Below are 24,231 nucleotides of genomic sequence, written 5' to 3'. Positions count from 1 at the left end.
TGGGCGCGGTCCCGGTCGCCGGTGCCCAGCGGTGGCACCCGAGGCCGGCGTCCCGGATCCGTCCTCGCCCCCCGCACCGGAACCGGTGGACGTGCCGTCCGCGTTGGCCCCGTCGCCGCCGGCACCCGGTGGGCGACCGGTCGGGGCGGCCGGGTCCGCCGTGGCGTCGTCGACCGGCACCTCGGGACGACCCGCCCCCGTCATACCCGGGCCTCCGCACCCGCGAGGGCGTCCCGCACCTCGGAGACGGTCAGCCAGGGTTGCGGGCTGAGCACCTTCGCCACCTGCGGCGCGAACGCCGGGGAGGCGACCACCACGTCGGCGGTCGGCCCGTCCGCCACGATCTCGCCCTCGGCGAGGACCACGACCCGGTCGGACACCCCGGCGACGAACTCGACGTCGTGGGTGGCCAGCAGCACGGCCCTGCCCTCCGAGGCCAACTCCCGCACCAGGTCGCCGAAACTCGCCTTGGCGTGGTAGTCCAGCCCTCGGGTGGGTTCGTCCAGCAGCACGACGGCGGGCGCGGCGGTCAGCTGCACGGCCAACACCAGGGACAACCGTTGTCCCTCCGACAGGTCCCTTGGGTGCCTTTCTGGTCGGATGCCCGGGGTCAACCGGTCGAGCAGCCGCCGACAGGTCCCCTCGGGGACCTCGGACTCCCGGTCGGCCTGCTCGCACTCCTCGGCCACCGTCTCCAGGTACAGCAGGTCGCCCGGGGTCTGCGGCACCAGGCCCACCAGCGCCCGCGCCTCGGCGGCGCTGACCTTCGCCGGGTCCGTGCCGTCGACGGAGACGGTGCCTCCCTGACGCGGCCCGGAACCCTGGAGCGCCCACAGCAGTGAGGACTTCCCGGAACCGTTGCGCCCCATCAAAGCCACCACCGCCCCCGGGGCCAACTCGACCGACACCTCCCGGACGGCGGGGACCCGGCCGTAGCGGACGACCACCCGCCGCGCCACCAGCCTCGGCCGGTCACCCACGCCCACGGCGGCCCGACCCCGGGCCGGCCGCGGCCGCTCCCGCAGCTGGTCCCGCAGCCCGGCCGCCCGCCGTCGGGCGTCCCGCACCGACAGCGGCAGCGGACGCCAACCGGCGAGCCTGCCCAGTTCCACCACGGGCGGGGCGACGGAGGAGACGTCGAGGATCTCCGGCGGCGCGCCGGCGAGCACCGAGCCGTCCCCGGGCAGGTGAACCAGCCGGTCCGCGTACTGCACGATCCGTTCCATCCGGTGCTCCGCCGCGACCACGGTCACCCCGAGGTCGTGCACCAGCCGGGTGATGGCCGCCAACACGTCCTCGGCGGCGGTCGGGTCGAGCGCCGAGGTGGGCTCGTCGAGCACCAGCACGGCGGGGTGGGCGGTGAGGACCGCCCCGATCGCCACCCGCTGCTGCTGGCCACCGGAGAGCGTGCGCAGGGGACGCCGTCGCAGCTCGGCGATCCCCAGCAGGTCCAGCGTCTCCTCGACCCGCTTGCGCATCACCTCCGGCGGGACCCCGAGCTGCTCCATCGTGTAGGCGAGCTCGTCCTCGACGGTGTCCGTGACGAAACCCGCCAGCGGGTCCTGCCCCACCCGCCCCACGAGGTGCGCGAACTCCCGGGGTGGTCGGCTCGCGGTGGACACGCCACCCACCCGCACCTCCCCGTGCAGGTGCCCGCCGGTGAAATGGGGCACCAGGCCGTTGATCGCACCGAGCAGGGTGGACTTCCCGGAGCCCGTGCGGCCCACCACCAGGCACAGCTCCCCCTCGCCGACGGTGAGTTCCACGTCGCGGAGCGCGGGCCCGGGAGCCTCGGGGTAGTGGACCGTGACCCGGTCGAACTCGATCATCAGGGTGTCGTCCTCTCGTGGGTGGCCGACGGTGGCACTGGCTGCCGCACGTCCCCTCCCGGTGTCCTCCGCCCGGCCAGGGCGGGAGCCCCGCTGCCAGCCGGTCGGTGCTCGTCGGGGTCGCCGGGCGAGGGCGACGACAGCTCCGGCGGCGGCGCCAGCCACGCCGGCAGCACCCCGACCAGGACGGCCAGCGAGGGCAACAACGCCAGCTCCGGCCAGGCCAACGGGTTCAGCGACGGGTACAGGTTCGCCGCGTCGACCTGGCTGGTCAGGTAGAGCAGGCCGCCGGCGCCGACCCCGCAGCAGATGACGAGGACCTCCCCGAGCCGCCACCGGTCCGGGCGGTGCACGCTGCGCCGCACCTGCCGGCCGCCCCACAGCAGACCGGCGGCCGCCACCGCCGCGCCGGCCACCAGCATCGGCAACCCCAACTGGCGGGGGGTCGACCCGTCCATCAGCCCGTACACCCCGACGCACACCCCGACCAGGCCGCCGAGCACCAGCACCCCGGTCACCAGCCGGGCCCGGCGGGACAGCGCCCCGACCCGGCCGTACCCCCGGGAGTCCATCGCGGCGGCCAGGGCCAGGGAACGGTCCATCGCGTCCGCGAGCACCGGGATGACGATGCCCCGCAACGCCCGCATCCCCCGCTGGCGGCCACCCCGCAGCCGCCGCGCCCGCCGTACCCGGAGCACGCTCTCCACCAGTTGCGGAGCCACCGAGAGGGCGACCACGACGGCCGAACCCACCTGGTACAGGGCGCCAGGGACCGCCTTCAGCAGCCTTTTGGGGTTGGCCAGGGCGTTGGCCGCCCCGATGCAGACCACCATGGTGGCCAACCGCAGCCCGTCGTAGAAGCCGCCGAGCAGCTGTTCCACCGCCACCGGCCCGAACAGGCGGATGCCGGCCGCCCACGCGGGTAGGGGGATCTCGGGCAGGGTGAACAGGATGTGATCTCCCTGCCCGCCACCGAAGATCACCCGGAACAGCACCCGGGAGAACACGATGAACGCGCCCAGCAGCAGGTACAGCCGGAACGCCAACGCCCACGGCGCGTCACCCCGCCGGCGGGCCACCACGAGCCCGGCGACGGCGATGATCAGGACCAGCAGCAGCGGGTTCGTCGTCCGGCTGGCCGCGGTGGCCAGCCCGAGAGCCCACAGCCACCACGCTCCCGGGTGCAGAGTCCTCGGGAGCCGGCGTCGATCGGGGAACCCGAGCGTCACGGGTGGTGCTGTTCGGCGCGTCGTCGCCGTACCGCCGTCGCCGTGCCCGCCGCCACGATGACCACCACGGCGGCCAGCCCCAACAGGGTCGCCGGTGGGATCCCCGAGGAGGCGCCGGTGTCGGCCCGGTCGGCCAGGGGGTCGGGGTATCCGGGATCCGCACCCGCCGGGGAGCCGGGCGGTCCCGGTGACGCCGAGGCACCGGCCACGGACGAGGTGGCGCCGGCCCCGGCGGAGGGCTCGGAGCTGGGCTCGGTGGAGCCCGACGGGGTCGCCGTCCCCGACCGCGACGGGGATCCGGGTTCGGGCGATGGTTCGAACTCGAAGACCGTTCCGGTGCGTTCGGCCCCGCTCGGGGCCTCCTCGGTGCCGCCGTGGGCGCCTCCCTGCTCGGCCGGCGGCCGTACGGGACGCTCCGGCTCCGGCTCCGGCTCCTGCGGTGGCGGGGCGGGCTGGTCGGGAGCCGGAGGCGGCGGTGGGGGCGCGGCCGGACGCCGAGGAGCCACCCGGGGCGGCGGGTTCGTGGTCTCGGTGCGGTTCAACGAGAACGACCAGCCCTCGAAGCTGCCCAGCGGAGGTTTGCGGTTCATGACCCCCCACTGGCTGTACTCCCAGGCCCCGCCGTTGGGTGAGTGCCAGTAGGACCAGTAGGCGGTGGCAGGTGGCGTGTCGATGCACGGTTCGGCCTCGGGGACCGGCAGGCCCTCGATCCGGCAGATGAAGGCCTCGCCCCACCGGTTCGTCCCGGTGATGTTGATCCCGGCGTTGCGGAGCGCGGCGTGACCGGTGGCCTGGTCGCCGTGTGCGCAGCGGATGATCGTCTGCCCACCGAGTTCCTGGAAGTCGATGACCACGGTGACGCCGTTGGCGTCGGGGCAGTAGCCGGCGGAGCCGGACGTCGGGGTGACCGACGTCGGTCGCGGACCGGTGGACTCCCCGTGGGCCACCACCGCCGCCGGCCCGACGGTCAGACCGACCGACAGCGCGACGGCGAGCGCGACGGCGGCCGGGCTCCGACGAAGTGGGCGTCGTCCCATCAGCTGCTCCCGATCCGTCGGCGGGACATCCACAGGAGCGCGGCACCGCCGAGCAGCAGGGCCCCCAGCAACGCCACGGCGACCCCGACGTCGGCACCGGTCCTGGCCAGCGGTGGCGGGGACTTCGGGTCGACCCCGGCGGGGTCGACGGGCGGGGGAGCGGTACCGGTGGGCTGGGAGGTGACCGGCTCCGAGGACGTCGGGGCCGGCGAGGAACTGGGCGTTGGCGTGTGCGAGGTTTCCGGTGCCGACGGCGTCGTCGGCTGCGAGGTGCTCGGGGGCGGAGGTCCCGGCTCCTCCTTCCCCGATTCACCCAGCGGGACCTTCGCCAACGCGAGCACGGCCTGGGCGGTGGCCCGCCGCCACTGGTCGCGGGCCATGTCGGTCACGCCGTCGGCGACGGCGGACGCGAAGGAGCCCGGGTTGTAGGCGATCGCGCCACGGTCGGCCGAGGCCGCACCAGCGTTCCCCTCGGTCAACTGGAGTTCGGCGACGTAGTCGGCCGCCTCGTCGGCGGCGTCCCGCAGGCCGGCGGCGGCCAACGCCTGCCCCGCCAATCCGCTGCTGTTCGTGTTCGACCCGGCGGTGGGGCCGGACCCCCCGAAGGAACCATCGTCCCGTTGCACCGAGGCCAGCCATCCCGCGCCCCTGGCCGCGGCCGCACCGGCGTGCTCGGCGCCCGCCTCGTCGGCGGCCAACAGCGCCTGCACCGCCATCGCGGTGGAGTCCGGGTCGAGGACCGCGTCCGGGGAGGAGTCGCAGGACGCCGACGGTGTGCCGAACAGTTCGGGTGACAGCCGGAACCCACCGGAGGAACACTGCTGGCGGATGAGGAAGTCCACGGCGGACTGCGGGACCCCGCCGCTGCGGGCCAGGCCGATCACGCCGAGGGACTGCCCGAAGGTGTTGGACTGGTCGGCCGTCCCCTGGTCCTTCAACCTCCCCTCCTGGACCCCCGCATCCGGGCCGGCGATCAGGTCCAACGTCTCCCGGCGCATGTCGTGGCCGCCGAAGTCGGTGGGGTCCCGGTCGGCGGCGACGGCCGCGACCAGGATTTTCGCGGTGGCGCCCGCGACGCGCACACCGGGCACTCCCCAGTCGTCGTGGCTGTTGTAGGAGCGGACGTTCGCGGCCACGGCGTCGGCCGCCTCCTCGACCGCGGCGGGGTCGGCGTTCGTGGCCGCGAGGGCCAGCAGCGCGTCGATCGTCAGTCCCCAGTCGGCCCCGACGAACCCGGGCATCCGACCGTCGACCAGTTCCTCCGCCAGCCACCGGCCGGCCGCCACCGCCTGCCCCCGGTGCGGGTTGGGTGGTGGGGCGTCCAGTGCGCCGGCGACGTCCGAGGCGGCCGTGTGCCCCGGGACCGGCGTCCCCGTCGCCGTGGGCGGGGTCGGGGTCGGGGTCGGTTCGGTGGGCTCCTCCACCACGACCGGGCGTACCGGGTCGAGCCGTGGGGGCGGGTTGTCGTCGAAGTCGCGGTCGAGGGCGAAGGACCAGCCTTCGAAGCTGCCGGGTGGTGGGGTGCGGAAGGTGGCGCCGTGGCTGCTGTACTCCCAGTCGCCCCCGTTGGGGGCGTGCCAGTAGGACCAGTAGGCGTGGGCGGGCGGGGTGTCGACGCAGTCCTCGGTGTCGGGGGTGGGCAGTCCGTTGATGCGGCAGATGAAGGACTTGCCCCAGCGGTCGGTCCCGGTGACCTCGAAGCCGGCGTTCTCGAGGGCGTCGAGGCCGGTCTCCTGGGGGCCGGGGGCGCAGGCGACGAGGGGGTCGGCGGTGGAGAGTTCCTGGAAGTCGACGATGACGGTGACGCCGTCGTCGTCGGGGCAGTGACCGGGGGTGGCCGGCGCCACCACCTCGACCGACGTCACCGTGGGAGCGGTCGGCGGCGGAGCCGGTGTCGCGACGGCGGTACCACCGCCGACGAGCAGGGTGACGGCGGCGGCCGACACCCGGAGGAGACGGAACCTGGACATCGATGGCACCTCTGGCGGTCGGGGAAGCCCGGCCGCCCGGCCGCCGCCCCGCGAGCCGGCCACCCGAGGTGGACCGGCGGTCGGAGGTGCCCGCGCGTGAGGGCTCCGTCCTGCAATCCTCGGCAGTTCGTGAGCGAGCGACCGGTGTCCGAGCGGGCATTCCGACTCGTGGCGGGCTCGTTCCACACGGTCCCGTCACACACGGCTGCGGGTCAGCGCCGGATTCGCACCGGCTTCCCCCGCTGGGGCCACCTGTTCAGTTGTGTCGCGCGGTCGGCGCCTCGCCCACCGTCGTCGAGATCGAACCCTGCCACGCTATCCAGCCGGAGATCACCTGATCGAGGGCTGCTCGCCAGCTGTTACCCGAGCGTGACTGGAGGTCAGTGGTTCGGGTGGTCGAGGACGAGTCCGTGATCAGGCCGGGACCAGGTTCTGCCGCTGCCGGCCCAACCCGTCGATCTCCAACTCGACCACGTCACCCGCCCGCAGGTAGGGGAACCGCCCGGACAGGGCCACGCCCTGCGGGGTGCCCGTGTTGATGACGTCGCCCGGTTCGAGCGCGAGGTACTGGCTCAGGTGCCACACCAGGTAGGCGGGGGTGAAGATCATGTCCGACGTGGATGAGTCCTGTCGGGGCTCCCCGTTCACCCAGGAACGCAAGCCCAGCGAGGAGGGGTCCGGGACCTCGTCGGCCGGGACGAGCCAGGGCCCCAACGGGTTGAACGTGCGGCAGCACTTCCCCTTGGACCACTGCCCACCCGAGTCCTCGAGCTGGTAGGTCCGCTCGGACACGTCGTTGGAGACGGTGTAGCCGGCGATGTGGGCCGCGGCGTCCTCGGGGGACTCCAGGTAGGCGGCCTGCCGGCCGATCACCACCGCCAGCTCCACCTCCCAGTCCGTCCGCTCCGCACCACGGGGGATCTCCACGTCGTCGAAGGGCCCCACCACGGTGTTCGGCGTCTTCAGGAAGATGATCGGCTGCTCGGGCGGCGCGGCCCCGGACTCGGCGGCGTGCGCCGCGTAGTTCTGCCCAACGCAGATCACCGACTGCGGGCGTACGACGGGCGCCCCGACCCGCAGCCCGTCGGTGTCCAGCACGGGCAGTTCCCCGGCCCGCAACGCCGACCTGACCCGGCCCAGCCCGCCCGAGGAGAGGAAGGCGCCGTCGATGTCGGCGGTCACCGGGGACAGGTCGTAGGTGGTGCCGTCGTCGGCGCGAACGGCGGGACGTTCGGCGCCCACCGGGCCGAGGCGGAGCAGTCTCATCCGGAACTCTCCCTGATTCGACGTGGAGGGGCACGGCCGCTCACCACGAACACCCCGCGGAACCACAGCCGGTGCGCCGAGTGTATTGCCGCCGGTGGCGCCGATCCGGGCCGCAACTGGCCACGGGAGCCGGTCGCCTGGCGCCACCGGGGTCGGGTGCCGGGACGGCCCGGGCGTCCGGACGGGTACGGGCCCTGGTCCGCGCGGGCACCAGGGGTCCTCCCGAGACCCGGACCCCCTTCCCGCCTGGTGGGCGCGCGTCGGGGATCGGGCGGCTCCACCTCAGGGATGTGTGATGCTTCGGGGAGGAGCACCGGGGGGCGGGGGACGTGGACGCTCGGGCACGAGGACGCCGTGGCGCGGCGAGGGGCGTCGCGTGCTGGTGGTCACGGCGCCGATCCCCACCTGGTGGTGCGCGACCCGCCAGTCCCGTTCGCCGACCTCCGGCCAAGACGGATCGCCCCACGGCGTGGGCCGGAGCAGGCCACCCTCGACCTCGCGCGTCTCGCCTCGGGACGTCCGAGGATGACCTCGGCCCTCGGCCCTCGGCATCGGGGTCGGCCCTCGGCGCTCGGCGTCGGCGCTCCGCCGGGGGCCGACGAGACCCGGCCCGTCCGGTGTTCCGCCCCAACCACGCGCGACCCGCCCTGATCCCGCACCGGATCATTCGGTGCCGACAGGACGTGGGACGTGCTCCGCGCGGCTGGTCACGTCGCGCCGCGTCGTGCCACCGTACCGAGCAGCCGAAGGGTGAAGATGCGCTTACCGACATCCTGCCGTCATGTCCGCACCGGGCACTCCACCGAACGGGCGGCCCTCCGGGCTCCCCTGTCGCCGGCGGTGGCGCCGTGAACCTGGGTCTCGTCGGTCAGGCGGTGGGGCTGTTCGTCGTCACGAACATCGACGACATCGTGGTGATCGCGTTGTTCTTCGCCCAGGGCGCGGGACGTTCCGGTACCACCCGCACCATCCTCCTCGGCCAGTACCTCGGCTTCTGCGGCATCCTGATCGTCTCGGTCGCCGCCGCGCTCGGTGCCACCCTCCTGCCCGACCAGGCGGTGCCCTACCTCGGACTCCTCCCGCTCCTCCTGGGCGTCAGGGCGGCGGTGGAGGTGTGGCTGCACCGGGACGACTCGGAGGAGGAGAGGGCCACCGCCCGGACCGGCCCCACCCTCCTGGCGGTGACGGCGGTGACCTTCGCCAACGGTGGGGACAACATCGGTGTCTACGTGCCCGTCTTCGCCACGGCGGGGGTCGGTGGGACGAGCGTCCACATCGTCGTCTCCCTCGTCCTGTTGGCCCTGTTGGTCCTGACCGGTCGTCACCTGGCCACCCGCCCGACCGTCGCCAGGGCGTTGGCCCGGTGGGGCCACATCCTGATGCCGGTCGTCCTGATCGCCGTCGGACTGGTCATCCTCGTCGAGGGCGGGGCCTTCGGCTTGTAGGGCGTCGTCGGGAGGACCGCGGCGGGGACCGCACGGCATCCACTCGCCGGCCAGCGCCCCACCCGCCGACCCGTCGCGCCCGCACCCGGCGAACTCGACAGGCCCGCCGTGGCCGGACGATCACGTCACGTGGGCCGGTGACGACCAGCGGGACCCGCTCGTCCAGCTACCCCGGCGGTTCAGCGCACCCGTCCGGCGAGTGCGCGCGCCGTAGGAAGGGCGTGCCGGGGTCAGCGGACCGGACCCGGTGCCGTCCGGAGCGAGCCCGTTGGGACGCGTCCGTGCCGGTCAGCGGCGTCCCTGCCCACCCCGCACTCGTTGGGGGCGCCGCACGGGGGCGGGAGACAGCGAAGCGACGACCTCGATTCCGGCTTCAGCCGGTGGACTCCGCGACCAGCGCCCAGAAGTCGCGGTGGCAGGCCTCGACCGGGTTCCCGTGGTGACGTCCTCGGCGCCGAACACCAGCGACCGCCCACCCGGCGTCCACGGCGCCACCGGCGCCCGTCCCGTCCGCGCGAAGCCCGCCCAGACCTCGATCACCCGGGAGGCGGTCCCCCGCTGCGCCGGCGTCAGCGGAACGTGGTTGCCCTCGATGTCGAGGGGTTGGCTGGCCATGTCGAACAGGTGGGGCAGTTCAGCGGAGTGCGCCGCGCCGGGCTTCGGGGCGCGCCGTCGAGGAGCGGCAGCGGGGCCGGCGCGGCGCGGTCGGCGAACTCGTGGGCGTGGACGTCGGTGTTTCTCGGACATCACGTCGTTGGCGTGCGACCGAGGACAGGCGAACGTGCGGTCGGTGCGCACCGCCGACCAGGCCTCGGTGTCGTCGGCGAAGGACTCCACCGGGTACTCGGCGAGCACGGCCTCGGCCCGCGCCCCGAAGGACTCGCGGATCGCGGGTTCGTAGGGGCCGGGGACGCGCGGAGCGCCGCCGCGACACCGGCGGCGGCTCGTGGTGACCGGTGGATTCGCTGTCGTCCACCGTGTGGCCACCGGCGGCGGCGCACACCCTACGAACGTCGGTACCCGGTTGAACCAACGTCGGTCGCTGCCATTCCCGCCCAGGAGAAGCCCCGGTCAGGGTCGCCGGCGGCGGAGCGGGCGGAGACGGTCCCTCGGTTCGGAGTGGCGCGGGGCTCCGCTGGAGATGGGCGGGTGCGCGGAGCCGCGGCCCGCCCGGTGTTCGCGGTGGCCGGCCTGGGGGAGGAGCGAGGAGGTCCGGCGCGTACCCCGGACCGTGGTCGGTCGGGGCGGTGACGGCGTCCACCCGGGAACCCGCTCCCTCGACTCCGGTCGGGCGGGGAGCGGGCACCACTCCGGCGAGGAGGGCCCCACCAGCCGTCCGCGTCGTGCCGATCAGGGGTCGGTGCTGAGCGCGCGGATCAGAGCCGCCGCCCGTCCGAGGTGGGCGATCTCCGCGTCCCCCTGGTTCGGATCGGCGCCGCGCGCCGCAACCGCCTCCTCCAACGCCACCAGGGCGTCCCGGCGGGAGTGGGCGAGGAACGCCGGGAGGACCGCACGGGCGATGCCCGCCAACGCGCCGCCCCCGTCCACGGCGACCTGCGCCAGGATCACGGCTGAGAGCGCGATGTCCAGGCCGGGCGGGCCCTCCGTCGTGTTGCGCCAGTCGATGACCACCGGACCCCGCGCCGCGAGCACCACGTTGCCCGGGTGCAGGTCGCCGTGGCGGATCCGCCAGTCCGGTTCGGTCGAGACCCGGGGCGGCAGCGTGTGCAGCCGCGCCTGGAGGTCGGCGAGTTCGCGGCCCGCGTCGTCCGCGCTGACCAGACCGTCGACCACGGCCTGGAGCAGGGTCGGGCCGTCCAGTCGCTCCAGCACCAGGTCGGCGTGGTCCACCCGGTGGACCCGGGGCACCGGGTATCCGAGCTTCCCGAGGTGCGCCATGACCGCTGCCTCGGGCGCCGCATCCGTACCCGCGCGGTAGCGGCGCAGGACGCGGCGGTCGTCGAGGGCGAAGACGTCCGCGTCGCGGCCGGCCGCGAGGAACACCGGGATTCCCACCCGGATGACCCTAACCTCGGGCCACGCCGGGACGTGGTCCGAACCGGGCACTCCACCAGCCCCGCCGCACCGACTCGGCCCGTGCCAGCCCCTGGGATGTCCCGACCCCGCCGGGGACTTCGCGGAACCGCCGCTCCTCGCGCCACCCCACCGCTAAGCTCCTTGTGACGGGGGTCACCTCAAGCTTCGGGGGTAGCTGGGTGAAGGCTGACGAGGGATCGTTCGACGCGGGGGACGAGGAGCCGGAGGGCCGGGCCGCGACCGGCGGCCACGGGCACGCCGGCACCGGGGATGGGATCGGGCGCGGCTCCGACCACGACCACGCCACCGGCGAAGATGGGTGGCACCTCCCGTCGCCCGCCGCGCCCAGCCCCGCCAGCGACCAGCCCCTCGCACGCCCGGACCCGTCGTCCACCGAGCGAGCTCGTCGTGACCGGCGCCGCGCCGGACGCACGGGGAACCAGGAGACCGGTGAGCGCCCCGGAAGCGGTGAGCGGACCGAGAACGACGACAACCACCTGGCCGGCGACGTCTCGCGCGACGTCCCCCGTGAGCAGGACAGTCCAGCGCACGCGGCGGCCAGGAACGGGGTGCGTCGCTGGTTCGGCCGCTCCTCGGCACGCTCCGGTCTCCGCCGGCTCGGTCCACCAGCGATCGCGGCGACCCTGACCGCCTGCGCCCTCGCGCCCGTCGCCGCCCCCGCCCTCGGGTTGGCCGGCGGAGCCGTCGCGGGCGCACTGGTCGACCTCCTCGGTGGGCTCGGCAGCGACTACCTCAGCGACCTCGTCTCCGGCGTCCGGGAACGTGCCGAGAAGGCCGCGCGAGGCGCGGACTCCGATGAGGACGCGCCGGAGTCGGAGCGGAAGCCAACGACCGCCGACGGCGGAGCCACGGCCGTGGACCCCGACCTCCTCCGAGAACTGCTCGCCGTCGAACTGGAACGCCGGCTGGCCGTCGGCGGTGAGGAGGCGGCGGCGCTGCGCCGGGAGATGGCCGCCGTCCTCCGTTCGGTCGACGCCGTCGGTGTGGCGCTGGAAGCCGCCGTGCGCGCCGAAGCCCGGGAGACGCGTCAGGACGTCGTCGCGGCGCTGCTCTCCCTCGGCGCGGAGTTCCGCGAGTTCCACTGGATGATCAGCGGCGCGCGGGAAGCGCTCCTCGACATGCAGCGGCAGCTCACCGACCAGACCTCCGCCCAGCGGCGGCACATCCTGCTCACCGAGCGGTCCCTGTACGAACTCACCGCGCTGCGCGCCGAACTGGCCGGCGCGCCCACCCCCGCCGAGGAGGGCGAGCACCCGCCCGCCCCGGTCCACGACCGTTCCTCCCGAGACGCCTGCCCGCCCGAACCCTGCCCGTACCCGGGCCTGGCCCCGTTCGAGGCGCACGACGCCCGGTGGTTCTTCGGACGGGAGCGGTTGACCGCCATGCTCGTCGGCCGGCTCGCGGCCACTGCGGACAACGGGGGACCGGTGTTGGTCCTCGGGCCCTCCGGCAGCGGAAAATCGTCGCTGATCCGCGCGGGTCTGGCCCGAGCGGTCGCCCGAGGTGACCTCCCGTTCCCCGGTTCCCGGAGGTGGCGTCCCCGGCTGGTCCGCCCCGGGGCGGACCCGCTGCTCCGGCTCGCGGAACAGCTCACGGCGGCCGCCGCCGGCTCCGACTCCCCGGGACTGGACTGGCCGGTCACCCGCATCCGACGCCGACTCGGTGAGGAACCCGGCTCGGTGCGTCGTGCGCTGGACGCCACGACCTCTGACGGGACCGGGCGCGTCCTGCTCGTCGTCGACCAGGCCGAGGAGCTGTTCACCCAGGCCAACGCCGTCGACCGCGCCCGCTTCCTCGACGCGCTGGCCGCCCTCACCGAGGCGCACGACGGGGGCGGTGGCGCTCCGGTGCTCGCCGTCGTCGGGCTCCGCGCCGACCACGTGCGTCGCTGCGTCGACCACCCCCTCCTGCTCACCGCGCTGGAACGGACCACGCTCGCGGTCGAACCCATGCGACCAGCGGAGTTGGCGCGGTCCGTGCTGGGTCCGGCCGAGGCGGTGGGGTTGCGCGTCGAGCCGGGCCTGGTGGACCTGCTGCTCGCGGATCTCGGGACGGCTCACCGGTCCGGGGAACCCGGGACGCTCCCGCACCTGGGGCACGCCCTGCGGGAGACCTGGCGGCGGCGGGAGGGGAACACGCTCACCGTCGCCGGCTACCGGGACGCCGGCGGTGTCTCCGGCGCGATCAGCGGCGCCGCCGAGTCCTGCTACCAACGGCTGTCCCCCGACCAGCGGCGCCTCGTCCGGCGCTGTTCACCGAGCTGGTCACCGTGTCCGGCGACGCGGAACCCCATCGGCGGCGCCGGGGGCGCGCCGAGCTGGTTGAGGCGTGGGAACCCAGCGGCTCCTGGGACCCGGAGGTGCTGGACGGCCTGGTGGAGGCCCGCCTCGTCACCGTGGGGGAGGACTCGGTCGAGATCAGCCATGAGGTCCTGCCACGGTCCTGGGACCGCCTGCGCGCCTGGCTCGCCGAGGACCGCGAGGAACTGGTCCTGCGCGGCCGCCTCTCCGTCGCCGCCCGCGACTGGGACGGCGGTGGCCGGCCCCCGGACTCGTTGTGGCGGGGTACCCAGTTGGCGGTGGTGCGGGCGTGGGTGGGGGAGCGGCCCCGATCGCGGTTACCCGGCCGGCGGCTGCGGGGCCGCCGGTCCACCGAGGACTCCTCCCCGCCCTCCCCGGTGGGGCTGCCGCCGGTCGAGGCGGACTTCGTCCGAGCGTCGGTCCGCCTCGACCGGCGACGCGACCGGGCCACGGTGGGGGTCGTGGTCGGCCTCGTCGCCCTGCTCGTGGCGGCCCTCACCGGGGCAGGGGTGGCGGTGGTGCAACTGCGGACCTCCACGGTGCTCGCCGCCGAGGCGCTGTCCCGCCAGTACGCGGCCCAGGCGGCGCTCGACGAGGCGACCCAGCAACGTCGCGCCCAGCTGGGTGCGCTCGCCGCCTGGCGGGCCAGCCCGACCGTGGAGGCGAGGAGCGCGTTGTTCTCCCAGGTGCTGAACCCGTTACGAGGACCGCTGACCGGTCAGGGCGCGGCGGTGAGCGACGTCGCCGTCACCGATGACGGGACCGTCGCGGCCACCGCCGACGGGGGCGGGGAGGTGGTGCTGTGGAACGTCGCGGACCGGACCGAACGCACCCGGCTCCGCGTGACCGACAGCGGCGTCTACCGGGTCGTGCTGTCCCCGGACGGCGACCAGGTGGTCACCACGGACCTGGACCCGGGAGGTGGGCTGGCCGCCTGGGACGCGGCCGGCGGGAACCCGCGCTGGCGGGGTGGCCCGGGGACCAGTGAGCTCGCCTACCGGCCCTCGGGAGACCTGCTCGCGAGCGCGGACGCCGACAACGTGGTGCGGCTGCGCGATCCCGCCACCGGCCAGGTGGTCGACGAGGCGACCGCGCACGAGGACCTGGTGACCGGGATGGCGTTCAGCATGGACGGGTCCCGACTGGCCACCGGCGATCTCGTCGGCGAGATCGTGGTCCGGGACCTGCCCGGGAGTCGGGAACTGGTGCGGGTACGCCCGACCGGCGCGGCGATCAGCGGGGTATCCCTCAACGAGGACGGCACCCGGCTGGTGACCGCGTCCCTGGACGGGATGGTCCGGTACTGGGACGTCGACACCGGTCTCGAACTGTTCGCACGGGACAACTCGGAGGATCCCGCGACCGCTGTCAGCCACCTGCCGGGAGACGGCATCGTGGTCACCGGGCACGTGAGCGGTCGACTGCGGGTGACCGTCGTCGGATCCTGGGAGTCGAACGTCCTGGGCACCGCGCGGGGTGTGGGCGGAGTGCGGGCCCTGGCGTCGTCCCCGTCGACCGGAGCGGTGGTCTGGGCCGGGGGCACCGGGGACGCCGTGGTCCACGACCACCAGGGCACCGTCCTCCTCGGGCACGAGGGCGCCGCCGGCTGCGTGGACTTCGACCCGACGGGGACCACGCTCGCCACCACGGCCGGCGACGCGCGCGTCCGGGTGTGGGACCACGCCACGGGACGGCGGACGGGGGCCGTCGACCTGGGGCCCTCCGCGCGCCCCCACTGCGTCGCCGTGGACCCCGGTGGCCGGCGCCTCGCCACCGGCGGCACCGACCGCGCGCTCCGGCTGTGGGAGCTGGACAGCGGGGAGCAGCTCGCCGAGATCACCCTGCCCCTGGAGGAGTCGACGGCGGAACCGGCGCACACCCCCGGCGAACCCGCCGTGCTGAGGTTCCGGCCGGACGGGCGCGCCGTGCACACGGCGCTCGCCCAGTTCGAGGTCGCCGAGCCGGACGAGGCGGAACCCGGAGTGCTCACCTGGTATCCGGACACCGGTGCCCTGCGCGCCCACGACGTCCGGGGCACGACCGGTGCCCTGGACCTGCACCCGTGGGGCACGCTGCTCGCGGTGGGCAGGCTCGACGGCACCATCGCCCTGCTCGAGTCCGGGACGGGAGAACGCCGAGGTGACCTGGGGGAAGCGGCGGTCAGCCAGTCGGGCGTGGTCGGGACCAGTCTCGTCTCGACACTGCGTTTCAGCCCGGACGGGACCTTGTTGGCGGCCACGCGCGCCGACGACCGGGTCTCCGTCTGGGACTGGGGGCGAGGCGAACTCGTCCACGAGCTCGCGACGTCCGCCGGCGCCAGGGCGACGGCCTTCAGCCCGGACGGTTCGCTGCTCGCCGTCGGTGGTGTCGACGCCGTGATCCGGCTCTGGCGGACCGACACCTGGGAGCCGTACGCGGTGCTCGACCGGCACGACGCGGCGGTGAACGACCTGGCGTTCAGCCCCGACGGCCGCACCCTGGCGAGTACCAGCGACGACGGTCGGGTCCTGCTCTGGCCGACCAGCGTGGACCAGGCCACGGAACGGCTCTGCTCCACGGTGGTGGACGCCCAGTTCGGATCCGACTGGCGGCGGTGGTTCCCGGACCTCGACGACACACCCTGCTAGTCGGCCGTCCGGGCCCCGGCGGCGGCGTCCTCGTCCTGGGCCGGGCCGTCGTTACCTCCAGTGGGTGGCCTGGAACCACTCGAAGGTGGTGAAAGTGGGGTGCGGTGATGATGTCGTGCTGCCGTCCCTCGGCAGCGCTGCCATGATCACGCGCGGCGGACGGAGTTCCGAGCACTCCCCGCGCGACAGGGCCGACGATTCCCGAGGGCGCACGACGACCGGGGGCTGACGCCCCATCCTCCGTCGCGCGGACGGCGTCGGTCCGGGAGACCCGGAGTGGACGCCGGTGCGCCGCCGGACGCGGGCGGACCACATCGACGAGACGTGTCGGGTGTCCGCGTCAACCAGCGGTCGACCGGATCCCGTTCGCCGGTCCGCGACCATGCCACCTCCTGAGGGGAGCCATGAACCAGTTCCGTGAGTCGGCCACCACTTCCTGCTCCGAAGCGGGGCCCCGCGAGTCGCTGTCGCTGCACCCCACCACCGTCGCCGCCATCGCTCGCGTGGCGGAGAGCGAGAACGTCCCCTACACCGAGGCGCTGCGCCGACTCGTGGCCGACGGGCGAGCGATGCACCGGGCACGAGCCAGCGGCGGACGGGTCGTGGTGCGCTACCTCGACGGCAGGGAGGAACCGCTCCGGGCCGGTGGCGTGCTCGAACCCGCGTGACCGGGGAACGGGGGACCACCGCGGCGGGCTCCGGTCACGAGGTCCCGCCCCGACCGGACCTCCACGGGCTGTGCGGCGGCACCGGGGTGACGGCGTTCCCCCGCCCGCCCCACGCGGCGGGGCGTCCCACCACCCGGTGGGGCACCGGGCGGACCGACCTGGCGATGCCCCACCCGTCCCGCAAGCCCGAGGTTCCCGTCGCGGACCACCCGGTGGTCGGTAGTCACCCGTTCAACACCCGGCCAGACTGAGGACACGCCGGGGACACGCTGCCGAGGCAGCCTTGTCCCGCACGGGACGGGGAGGGAGCCGAGCATGCGGTGCTGGACACGGGGACACCCCCGGGCGTTGGTCGCGCTGACCCTGGCCCTGGGAACGGTCGCGACGGCCACCGGAGTCGCCACGGCGGGCCCCCACGACGCGGGTCCGGTGGAGGCCAGGGCGAGCGAGGACGTCTTCGACGTCCAGGCCCACCGAGGAGGTCTCGGCCTGCGGGTGGAGGGCACCCTCGACGCCTTCGCCAACGCCCTCGAGCTCGGGGTGTCCACGCTGGAACTCGACATCCAGATCACCAGCGACGGCCGGGACGTCGTCACCCACGACCGGCGGATCAGTCCCGCCAAGTGCCAGGACACCGGTCCGGTCCGACCGGACGACCCCGACTACCCCTACGTCGGCCGGTACGTCAAGGACCTGACGTTCGCGCAGGTGCGCACCCTGGACTGCGGCTCGCTGACCCTGCCGGAGTACCCGGGGCAGCAGCCCTCGCCCGGCGCGAGGATGCCCACGTTGAGCGAGGTCTTCGCCCTGGCCCGGCAGTACCGGGCCTGGGACGTCGGTTTCAACATCGAGACGAAGGTCGAGGCGGCCGCACCGCACGAGACCGCGCCCCGGGCCGAGTTCGTGCGGGTCGCCGCCCGCGAGATCCGACGGTCCGGTTTCCTCGACAACGTGACGGTGCAGAGCTTCGACTGGGGCGCGCTCATGCTGATGGCCCGGGTGGAACCCCGACTGCGGCTGGTCGCCCTCACCCAGCCCGAGTTCCTCCGCGCCCCGGACGGCGGTCCCTCGCCCTGGCTCGGCGGCCTGGACATCGACGACTTCGACGGCAGCGTCGTCCGGGCGGCGGCGTCGCTCGGGGTCGACGCGATCTCACCGGTGCACGGCAACCCGCAGAACGGGGCGGTGGACGACCCCGACTACCAGCCCTTCACCACCCGGGAGCTGGTGGAGGAGGCGCACGCCGCCGGCCTGCGGGTCGTGCCGTGGACGGTCAACGACCAGGCGACCATGCGCAAACTGCTCGACGACGGGGTGGACGGCCTGATCACCGACTACCCGGACCGGTTGCGTTCGGTGCTGGCCGAACGGGGCCTTCCCCTGCCGGAGTCGTACACCCGGCGCTGGCCGGTGGCACCGACCGGCTGACCGCCACCGCTGCTCCCCGCCGACCCGGCCGCACGATCCGGACCACCGCGGCTCGCTGGTCACCCGCTCGTCCCCGACCCGCCGGGCGGCACGGGGACCGGGTTGGCACCGGACCGGCCGCGGAGGTTGTCGCACCCCGGTCAGCCGAGGGGAGGACAGGGCGGTTCGGACCCATCAACCCGGTGTCCCGCGCGGTCACCCCGCACTTCCCCTGCCGTGCCCGTCGGACGAGAGCGGCCAGGAGCGCGCGCCGGCCCACGCCCGTGGTGGTGGTTGGCCGGTGCCCTCGGGTGCCCCCGTCACCGGGGTCGGGCGGCGGTGAGGACACGGGGAACCGAGCGCGGAGCGGATGAGGGGGACGTGATCCCGCCCGACCAGCGGGGCCGAGCGGGGCCGACCAGGGGACAGCGGGTGGCGTCGGCACCGGACCGCGCGGAGGGACCCACTCTCCTCCGTGCTCGCGGCGGTGCCGAACGCCCCCACCTTCCACCGGTCCCCGCTCCCTGCTGCGGGGCCCGGCGAGATCGGTTCGCCCGGCGGAGTCGACGCGGTGTGGCGCGTCCTCACGCACCGCACCACGGAACAACCCCACCGGTAACGTCCGCGTAACACGCGGATGCGACCCTGCCGTCGAGGAGACGGACCTCCCGGTGCGCGGGGTTGCGCCGAACCTCTGGACCGTACTGGGTTTGTTGGAGGCCCTGCACCCCAGGAAGGATGAGGAGCATGGGTTCCGCGAAGAAATACCCCCAGGAGTTGCGGCGACGCGCGGTGGAGATGGTCCGTGAACTGGAGGGGCAGTGGGGACCCGGACGTGGAGCCATCGCCCGGGTAGCCGACCAACTCGGAGTGCACCCCGAGGCCTTGCGGTACTGGGTCCGCAGCGGTGAACCCAGCACCCACACCGGCTCGGCGGACTCCACGAATACCGGGGAGTCGGACCGGGACCGGATCGCACGGCTGGAACGGGAAAACGCCGAACTCCGCCGATCCAACGAAATCCTCAAGGCTGCCTCGGCTTTTTTCGCCCGGGAGATGGACCCCCGCCCACCGAGCTGACCGAGTTCGTCGACCACCACCGGGACCGGTTCCCCGTGGAAGTATCCTGCCGCACAGTAGGGCTGAGCGTGTCCACCTACTACGCGATTCGCAACCGACGGACGAACCCCTCCGCCCGGCACCGCCGCGACCGGGAACTCGTTGCGGTGATCCGCCGGATTTGGGAGGACTCGCACCGGCTCTACGGGGCACGCAAGGTCTGGGCGGCACTGCACCGCCAAGGCGTGACCGTGGGCCGCTGCACCGTGGAACGGCTGATGCGGTCCGAGGCCATGACCGGGCTGGTCACCCGGTCCCGCCGGCCGCGGTCGATGCTGCCCGGGCAGGTCGAGGGCCAGCCCGGTGACCTGGTCGAGCGGGTGTTCCGGGCACCGAGGCCGAACCGGTTGTGGGTCACGGATCTGACCTACGTTCGGCTCGGGGAGAGTCGGTTCGTGTATTCGGCGTTGGTCGTGGACGCGTTCTCGCGGGCGATTGTGGGGTGGCAGGTGTCGGATACCGCTGATACGTCGCTGGCGTTGGATGCGTTGGATATGGCGCTGTGGGCGCGGAGGAGTCGTCTGTCTCCTGGTTTGGTGGCTCATTCCGACCGGGGGGTGCAGTACACGGCGTTGCGTTACAGTCAGCGGTTGAGCCGGTCGGGGATCGCGCGGTCGGTTGGGCGTCGGGGTGATTCCTACGATAATGCGCTGGCGGAGTCGGTCAACGCGTTGTACAAGAAGGAGCTGATTTACCGGAAAGGCCCGTGGAAGGGGGTTGCGGACGTCCGCGCTGCTACTGCGGAGTGGATTCACTGGTACAATCACCACAGGCTGCATAGTTGGTGTGGGAATAGGCCACCGTTGGAGTACGAGGAACGACACTGGCGACAGGCCACAGCGGTCTGAACGCACACGAGCGTGGGAGGCACGGCCTCCAACACCACCGGGGCGGTCCACTCCGACTTCCGCGAAAGTCCCCCGGACGTCGTAGTCGCGGGGCCCGGAACCCGTCGGTCGGGTGGCACCCGGCCGGTGTCCCCTCCACCGGACGGCGGAGGCGGCGTACCGCCGTGGGAGCCGGGCGGGGAGCGGCGCGGTGGGAGCGGCGTGACCCGGGGTTCCCGAACGGGCACCGTCCGTCGGCCTGGATGCCTTCATTCGAGGGCCCGTTGCCGGCACAGTGGACCCCATGACTAGCGGACAGGGAACCGACTGCGCGTTCTGTGACATCGTCGCCGGTACCGCGGAGTCCAGTGTCGTGTACCAGGACGACCTCGTCCTCGCCTTCCTGGACATCCTCCCGTTCACGCCGGGGCACCTGTTGGTGGTCCCGAGGGAACACGCCCCAGGCCTCGCGGACCTGGACGAGGAACTGGGCGCGCACCTGTTCCGCACGGCGCACCGGATCGCGCGCGGGCTCCGTGCCGGACCGCTGCCCTGCGAGGGCGTGAACCTGCTGCTGGCGGACGGAGCCGTCGCGTTCCAGGAGGTGTTCCACGTGCACCTCCACGTCATCCCCCGCACCGTGCGCGACGGTGTCCGGCTGCACGCCAACCGCCGGCAGCCGCACCGCGCCACCCTCGACCTGATGGCGGGACGGATCCGGGACGCCCTCAACGCCGAGCACGGCGAGAGCCGGGCCTAGGCACCGCGATCCCGTCGGGCCCGGGGGCCAGCTCGGCCGGCGCGCCGGTGCCGAGGGGAACGCGCCGCCGGTCCCGCGCGGCCGCCGCGACGCCCCAGGAGCACGCGGTCAACGGTCGCGCCCGGCGAGGTCCGCGCCCCTCGCCGAGACCGGTTCCGGGCACGGGGGCCGCATCCCCCTGCCCGCATGGCCGGCGACGGTCCGGGCGGCCCTCGACGGGTCCGGTCGGCCACCGCCGACGCGCACCCACGTCGCCCGCCTGGTTGGTCCGCCGTCATTCCACCAGGCGATACGGTCTTGAGCGCCCCGAGGAGACGGGGCAGGCTTGTCCGCATGTCGCGGCCCGTTCCGCTGGTGGCCCGCCTCGCCGTCGATCTGATGCGCGTGGCCAGCGCGCTCTGTCATCACGAGCGCTGACACCTCTCCCCTCACCTCGACCGTCCCGGGTGGACGGACCACCACCGCCCGCCGCGTCGTCCTCCTCGCCGTGCCCCGGTCCCCCGCCGTGCGCCCTCGGGCCGGTCACCACGCGCGCCCCCACCGCCGCCCACGTCCGACCGGACGGGTCGGGCGCCGACCACCCGAGGTCCTGACATGAACCAGGAGAACCCCCCTCCGCCCGCACCGGTCGCCGGAGCCCGACGCCGCCGGTGGCGGGTGGACGAGGACTGGGCCGCGACCCTGCTCGGTCTCGTGTTGCTCGTCCTCGTGCTCACCGGCGTGATCCCCGAAGGACTGGTGCCCTGATGAGCGTCACCCGCGACACCGACGACCAATCACCAGAGCCGGCGAGCACGCCGATCGCGGGGGCTCCCGCCACCGCCCCGGACGACGGGACGTCCCGGCCGGACGGGCCAACACCCGGAGCCCCGGCCGCCGCGGGGGAGGGCGGGCAGGGCGACGACCCGGCCCCCGCCACCAGGCCCACCTCCGACACCGTCCTCTGGACCGCCCTGGGTCTGCTGGTGCTGCTGGCGCTCGCGGCCTCGGTGCGGCTGCTGGAGGACAACGTCCCCACCCTGCTCGCGGACACCGCCCTCGCCGACCTGGCCTCCTCGATCGAGTACCCGGTGTACGCGATCGCCCTCGGCCTGCTGGGCAACCTGGCGCTGGGCATCACGGGAGCGCGGAACCGGATGGCCCTCGCCTTCCGCACCGAGTTCCTCATCAAGACCGGACTCGTCCTGCTCGGCGCGTCGGTCAACCTCGGACTCATCGTCAGTGCTGCCGGCCCGGCGATCCTCCAGGCGCTGCTGCTGATCAGCGCGGTCTTCCTCTTCACCTGGTGGTTGGCTGGCCGTCTCGGCCTCGATGACCGGCTGCGGGCCCTGCTCGCGAGCGCGGTGTCGATCTGCGGGGTCAGCGCGGCCATCGCCGCCGCCGGCGCGGTCCAGGCCCGCAGGGAACAGCTGGCCTACGTCAGCGGTCTGGTGATCCTCTTCGCGCTGCCCTCCATCTTCCTGCTGCCGTGGGCCGCGGGGGCGCTCGGTCTCAGCGAGGCGGTGACCGGCGCCTGGATCGGCGGCAACATCGACACCACGGCCGCCGTCAGCGCGGCCGGTGCCATCGCCGGTGAGGGCCCACTCCAGATCGCCAGCATCGTCAAGGTCACGCAGAACGCCCTCATGGGGGTGGTGGCCGTCGCGTTGACCGTCTACTTCGCGGTCAGGGTGGAACGGCGGCCAGGGGCCGCCGCGCCCCGCGCGGGCGAGCTGTGGCGGCGGTTCCCCAAGTTCGTCCTCGGGTTCGTCGCCGCCTCGGTCCTGACCACCACCTACCTGACCTGGATCAACCCCACCACCGGTGGTGACGTGGTCGGGGTGGCCAACGACCTGCGCGACTGGTTCCTGATCCTGGCGTTCGTCAGCATCGGGCTGGAGTTCCGGCTCGACTCGCTGCGGAGCGCCGGGTGGCGTCCCGTCGGTGTCTTCGCGGGGGCCACGCTGGTCAACCTCGTGGTCGGTCTCGGGCTGGCGCTGCTGTTGTTCCGGGGCGTCGAGGTCGGCTGACACCGGAACGCCCGGCTGGGTCGCGACCGGAGCGCCCGAGCGCCGGGAGCACCCCTGGAGGGGGGTGTTCCCGGCGGGGAGTGAGCGGGAACGACCCGGGCGGGCGGCGCTCTCCCGTTCGAAGGGCGAGGACCGGTCTCCTCCTGACCCAGGGTGAGACGTCGTTCCACCCCAACTGGTCTGAGCGAGTGAGCATCCCCCTCCGTCCCGGTGTTTCCCCCGCTGAGCGTTCCTTTCGTTCCTTTCGTGCGTTAGGTTGCCGGTTGACTGCGGAGGGTGCAGGAGGCGGCATGTGGGTCGTCGGTACTCAGCGGGCGAAACCGCTGACCAGCACGTCCGGCTCGTGGTTCCGACAACGGTTGTTGGAGATCAGTCCTGACCTCGGCCCACCCGGCGTGGCGTACTTCGAGGTGCTCGTTCCCGCCGCCGGCGGCGAACCGGACCTCGTCGTGCCCGCGCTGCTGTTCACACCCGGTGCCCTGTTGGTGGTGGAGTTCCGATCACTGCCCTGGTACCGGCGGGGCGAACTGCGGGTGGAGCTGACCGGGCCCTGGACCGTGGACGGCATGGACTCCGGACTGGGCGACGAGGTCGACCGCAACCCGGGGGAACGCGTGACGAGGATGGTGTTCGCCCTCCGCGACCACCTCCGGCGGCACGGCCTCGCGGATCTGCCGGTCCGCGGGCTGGTCTGCGTGGCCGGCCCCGGTCTCCGCGTCCGCCAGCCGCGCTCGGTGCGCCGCCTCGGCCACTACGCGGTGTGCGTGGCCGACTCCGCCGCCATCGCCAAGGCGGTGGCCCGGCAGGCCGGCGGCCGCGGGGTGTGGGACGCCGAGGACGTCCGGGAGGTCCTGCGTTCGCTGCACCTGCACTTCGACATGCCCCAGGACCACCAGCTCGCCCCCGACGACTTCGACGGCCGAGGACGTGACGACGTCCGCGCGGTCACCGAGACCCGGTCGGAGCCGGCCGAGGGCGGGGGACCAGCGGAGAAACCCGATCGGGGGGAGCCGGACCCCGTCGAGGAGGCGGAGAAGGACCTGCCGCTGGCCGGCCTGCGCCGGTTCGTCCGGCCCGAGCTGCTGGTGGTCCCCGCCATCCTCATCCCGGCCATCGTGGCCATCGCCTTCATCGTCTGGCTGGTCAGCGGTGTCACCGGCGTCCTGTCCTGGTTCGGGTCATCCGACGAGGACGCCGCCGCACCGGTACGGATCGGCGAGACCGCCCAGGTCGACGGGCAGCAGTTCAACGTCATCGCCGTCGCCACCAACAACGACTGCGGCGAACACGCCACCGACGGGCTGCGGGAGTTCTTCACCAGGAACCCGTGCGAGCGCCTGGACCGGACGGTGTACCGCGGAGAGGTCGACGGAGCGCCGGTCGACGTGCTCCTCGCCGAGGTGGTGATGCCGGACGAGGAGACGGCGCGTGCCCTGGACGACGAACTCGGCCGCCCCGACCCGGGCCGCCTGGTCGGACCCCGGCTCACCGGCGAGCCGGTGGCCCTGGCCAACAGCGGAGCCGACACCGTCGAGTTCGTCACGACCGCCACCACGGTCCGTCACGACCTGGTGGTGCGCAGCGCCCATGCCAGTTCGGCGGACCCCGCCCGCCCGGCGCCCCCCGAGGCGCTGGCACGGCTGCGGGACGCGGTGCTGCGCTCGGAGACCTGACCGGGTG

At 73.9% G+C, this 24,231-nt stretch carries 19 protein-coding genes, 1 pseudogene and 1 riboswitch; of the genes and pseudogenes, 13 read left to right on the top strand and 7 right to left on the bottom strand.

The window, feature by feature from the left end:
- Positions 1-200 precede the first annotated feature (200 nt).
- The 5 genes from ACOJVX_RS17395 to ACOJVX_RS17375 form a co-directional block, all read right to left on the bottom strand.
- Complete coding sequence (locus ACOJVX_RS17395; protein ID WP_030225519.1) at positions 201-1,829, bottom strand: ABC transporter ATP-binding protein; 1,629 nt, start codon at positions 1,827-1,829, stop codon at positions 201-203.
- Positions 1,829-3,058, bottom strand: coding sequence for a CbiQ family ECF transporter T component (locus ACOJVX_RS17390; protein WP_081895294.1), 1,230 nt, complete (start codon positions 3,056-3,058; stop codon positions 1,829-1,831). The genes ACOJVX_RS17395 and ACOJVX_RS17390 overlap by 1 nt, the downstream gene beginning before the upstream one ends.
- Entirely contained in the window at positions 3,055-4,095 is a 1,041-nt protein-coding gene (locus ACOJVX_RS17385) for an ABC transporter substrate-binding protein (protein ID WP_422646930.1), read from the bottom strand. The genes ACOJVX_RS17390 and ACOJVX_RS17385 overlap by 4 nt, the downstream gene beginning before the upstream one ends.
- On the bottom strand, positions 4,095-6,065 hold the full coding sequence (locus ACOJVX_RS17380; RefSeq protein WP_422646929.1) for an LPXTG cell wall anchor domain-containing protein: 1,971 nt from the start codon (positions 6,063-6,065) through the stop codon (positions 4,095-4,097). Before ACOJVX_RS17380 ends, ACOJVX_RS17385 begins: the two co-directional genes overlap by 1 nt.
- Positions 6,066-6,219: 154 nt before the next feature.
- Positions 6,220-6,305: riboswitch (cobalamin riboswitch) on the bottom strand.
- A 174-nt stretch (positions 6,306-6,479) separates the two neighbouring features.
- Positions 6,480-7,331 (bottom strand): fumarylacetoacetate hydrolase family protein, encoded by an 852-nt coding sequence (locus ACOJVX_RS17375; protein WP_026420080.1) that lies wholly within the window; start codon positions 7,329-7,331, stop codon positions 6,480-6,482.
- An 848-nt stretch (positions 7,332-8,179) separates the two neighbouring features.
- Here ACOJVX_RS17375 and ACOJVX_RS17370 point away from each other — a divergent pair.
- Entirely contained in the window at positions 8,180-8,776 is a 597-nt protein-coding gene (locus ACOJVX_RS17370; RefSeq protein WP_030105926.1) for a cadmium resistance transporter, read from the top strand.
- A 288-nt stretch (positions 8,777-9,064) separates the two neighbouring features.
- Here ACOJVX_RS17370 and ACOJVX_RS17365 read toward each other — a convergent pair whose 3' ends face one another.
- Positions 9,065-9,763, bottom strand: a complete 699-nt coding sequence (locus ACOJVX_RS17365; RefSeq protein ID WP_103056455.1) for a hypothetical protein — start codon at positions 9,761-9,763, stop codon at positions 9,065-9,067.
- A gap of 363 nt (positions 9,764-10,126) precedes the next feature.
- Positions 10,127-10,792, bottom strand: coding sequence for a phosphotransferase (locus tag ACOJVX_RS17360; protein WP_026420083.1), 666 nt, complete (start codon positions 10,790-10,792; stop codon positions 10,127-10,129).
- A gap of 989 nt (positions 10,793-11,781) precedes the next feature.
- Between ACOJVX_RS17360 and ACOJVX_RS17355 the strand changes: the two are divergent.
- The 12 genes and pseudogenes from ACOJVX_RS17355 to ACOJVX_RS17300 all read left to right on the top strand — a co-directional run.
- Positions 11,782-14,252: pseudogene (locus ACOJVX_RS17355) on the top strand (NACHT and WD repeat domain-containing protein); the annotation flags it as partial.
- Positions 14,250-15,761: a WD40 repeat domain-containing protein gene (locus ACOJVX_RS17350; RefSeq protein ID WP_422647581.1), complete on the top strand. Its 1,512-nt coding sequence runs from the start codon at positions 14,250-14,252 to the stop codon at positions 15,759-15,761. The pseudogene ACOJVX_RS17355 and the gene ACOJVX_RS17350, both read left to right, overlap by 3 nt.
- Positions 15,762-16,165: 404 nt before the next feature.
- Positions 16,166-16,429 carry a hypothetical protein gene (locus tag ACOJVX_RS17345; RefSeq protein ID WP_026420086.1) on the top strand — a complete coding sequence of 88 codons (264 nt, stop codon included), beginning with the start codon at positions 16,166-16,168 and terminating at the stop codon, positions 16,427-16,429.
- Positions 16,426-16,680: a hypothetical protein gene (locus ACOJVX_RS17340; protein ID WP_418156064.1), complete on the top strand. Its 255-nt coding sequence runs from the start codon at positions 16,426-16,428 to the stop codon at positions 16,678-16,680. The genes ACOJVX_RS17345 and ACOJVX_RS17340 overlap by 4 nt, the downstream gene beginning before the upstream one ends.
- Before the next feature lie 64 nt (positions 16,681-16,744).
- Positions 16,745-17,857: a glycerophosphodiester phosphodiesterase gene (locus ACOJVX_RS17335; protein ID WP_422646928.1), complete on the top strand. Its 1,113-nt coding sequence runs from the start codon at positions 16,745-16,747 to the stop codon at positions 17,855-17,857.
- A gap of 726 nt (positions 17,858-18,583) precedes the next feature.
- The gene (locus ACOJVX_RS17330) at positions 18,584-18,916 is read left to right on the top strand and encodes a transposase (protein ID WP_030106222.1); all 333 of its coding nucleotides are present in this window, start codon (positions 18,584-18,586) and stop codon (positions 18,914-18,916) included.
- 35 nt (positions 18,917-18,951) lie between these two features.
- Entirely contained in the window at positions 18,952-19,803 is an 852-nt protein-coding gene (locus tag ACOJVX_RS17325) for an IS3 family transposase (protein ID WP_081715524.1), read from the top strand.
- 283 nt (positions 19,804-20,086) lie between these two features.
- Positions 20,087-20,542, top strand: a complete 456-nt coding sequence (locus tag ACOJVX_RS17320) for an HIT family protein (protein WP_030105931.1) — start codon at positions 20,087-20,089, stop codon at positions 20,540-20,542.
- A 186-nt stretch (positions 20,543-20,728) separates the two neighbouring features.
- Complete coding sequence (locus ACOJVX_RS17315; RefSeq protein ID WP_422646927.1) at positions 20,729-20,959, top strand: putative leader peptide; 231 nt, start codon at positions 20,729-20,731, stop codon at positions 20,957-20,959.
- Positions 20,960-21,136: 177 nt separating this feature from the next.
- Positions 21,137-21,289: a hypothetical protein gene (locus ACOJVX_RS17310; RefSeq protein WP_418154948.1), complete on the top strand. Its 153-nt coding sequence runs from the start codon at positions 21,137-21,139 to the stop codon at positions 21,287-21,289.
- A complete protein-coding gene (locus ACOJVX_RS17305; RefSeq protein ID WP_422646926.1) occupies positions 21,289-22,551 on the top strand; it encodes a YeiH family protein in 1,263 nt (420 codons plus the stop codon). Before ACOJVX_RS17310 ends, ACOJVX_RS17305 begins: the two co-directional genes overlap by 1 nt.
- Before the next feature lie 290 nt (positions 22,552-22,841).
- Entirely contained in the window at positions 22,842-24,224 is a 1,383-nt protein-coding gene (locus tag ACOJVX_RS17300; RefSeq protein WP_026420090.1) for a hypothetical protein, read from the top strand.
- Positions 24,225-24,231: the final 7 nt, after the last annotated feature.

The sequence above is a fragment of the Actinoalloteichus caeruleus genome (assembly GCF_049311605.1).
GTDB lineage: Bacteria > Actinomycetota > Actinomycetes > Mycobacteriales > Pseudonocardiaceae > Actinoalloteichus_B > Actinoalloteichus_B caeruleus.
The sequence above is the reverse complement of the archived record's forward strand: the minus strand, read 5'-3'. Positions and strand labels throughout refer to the sequence as shown.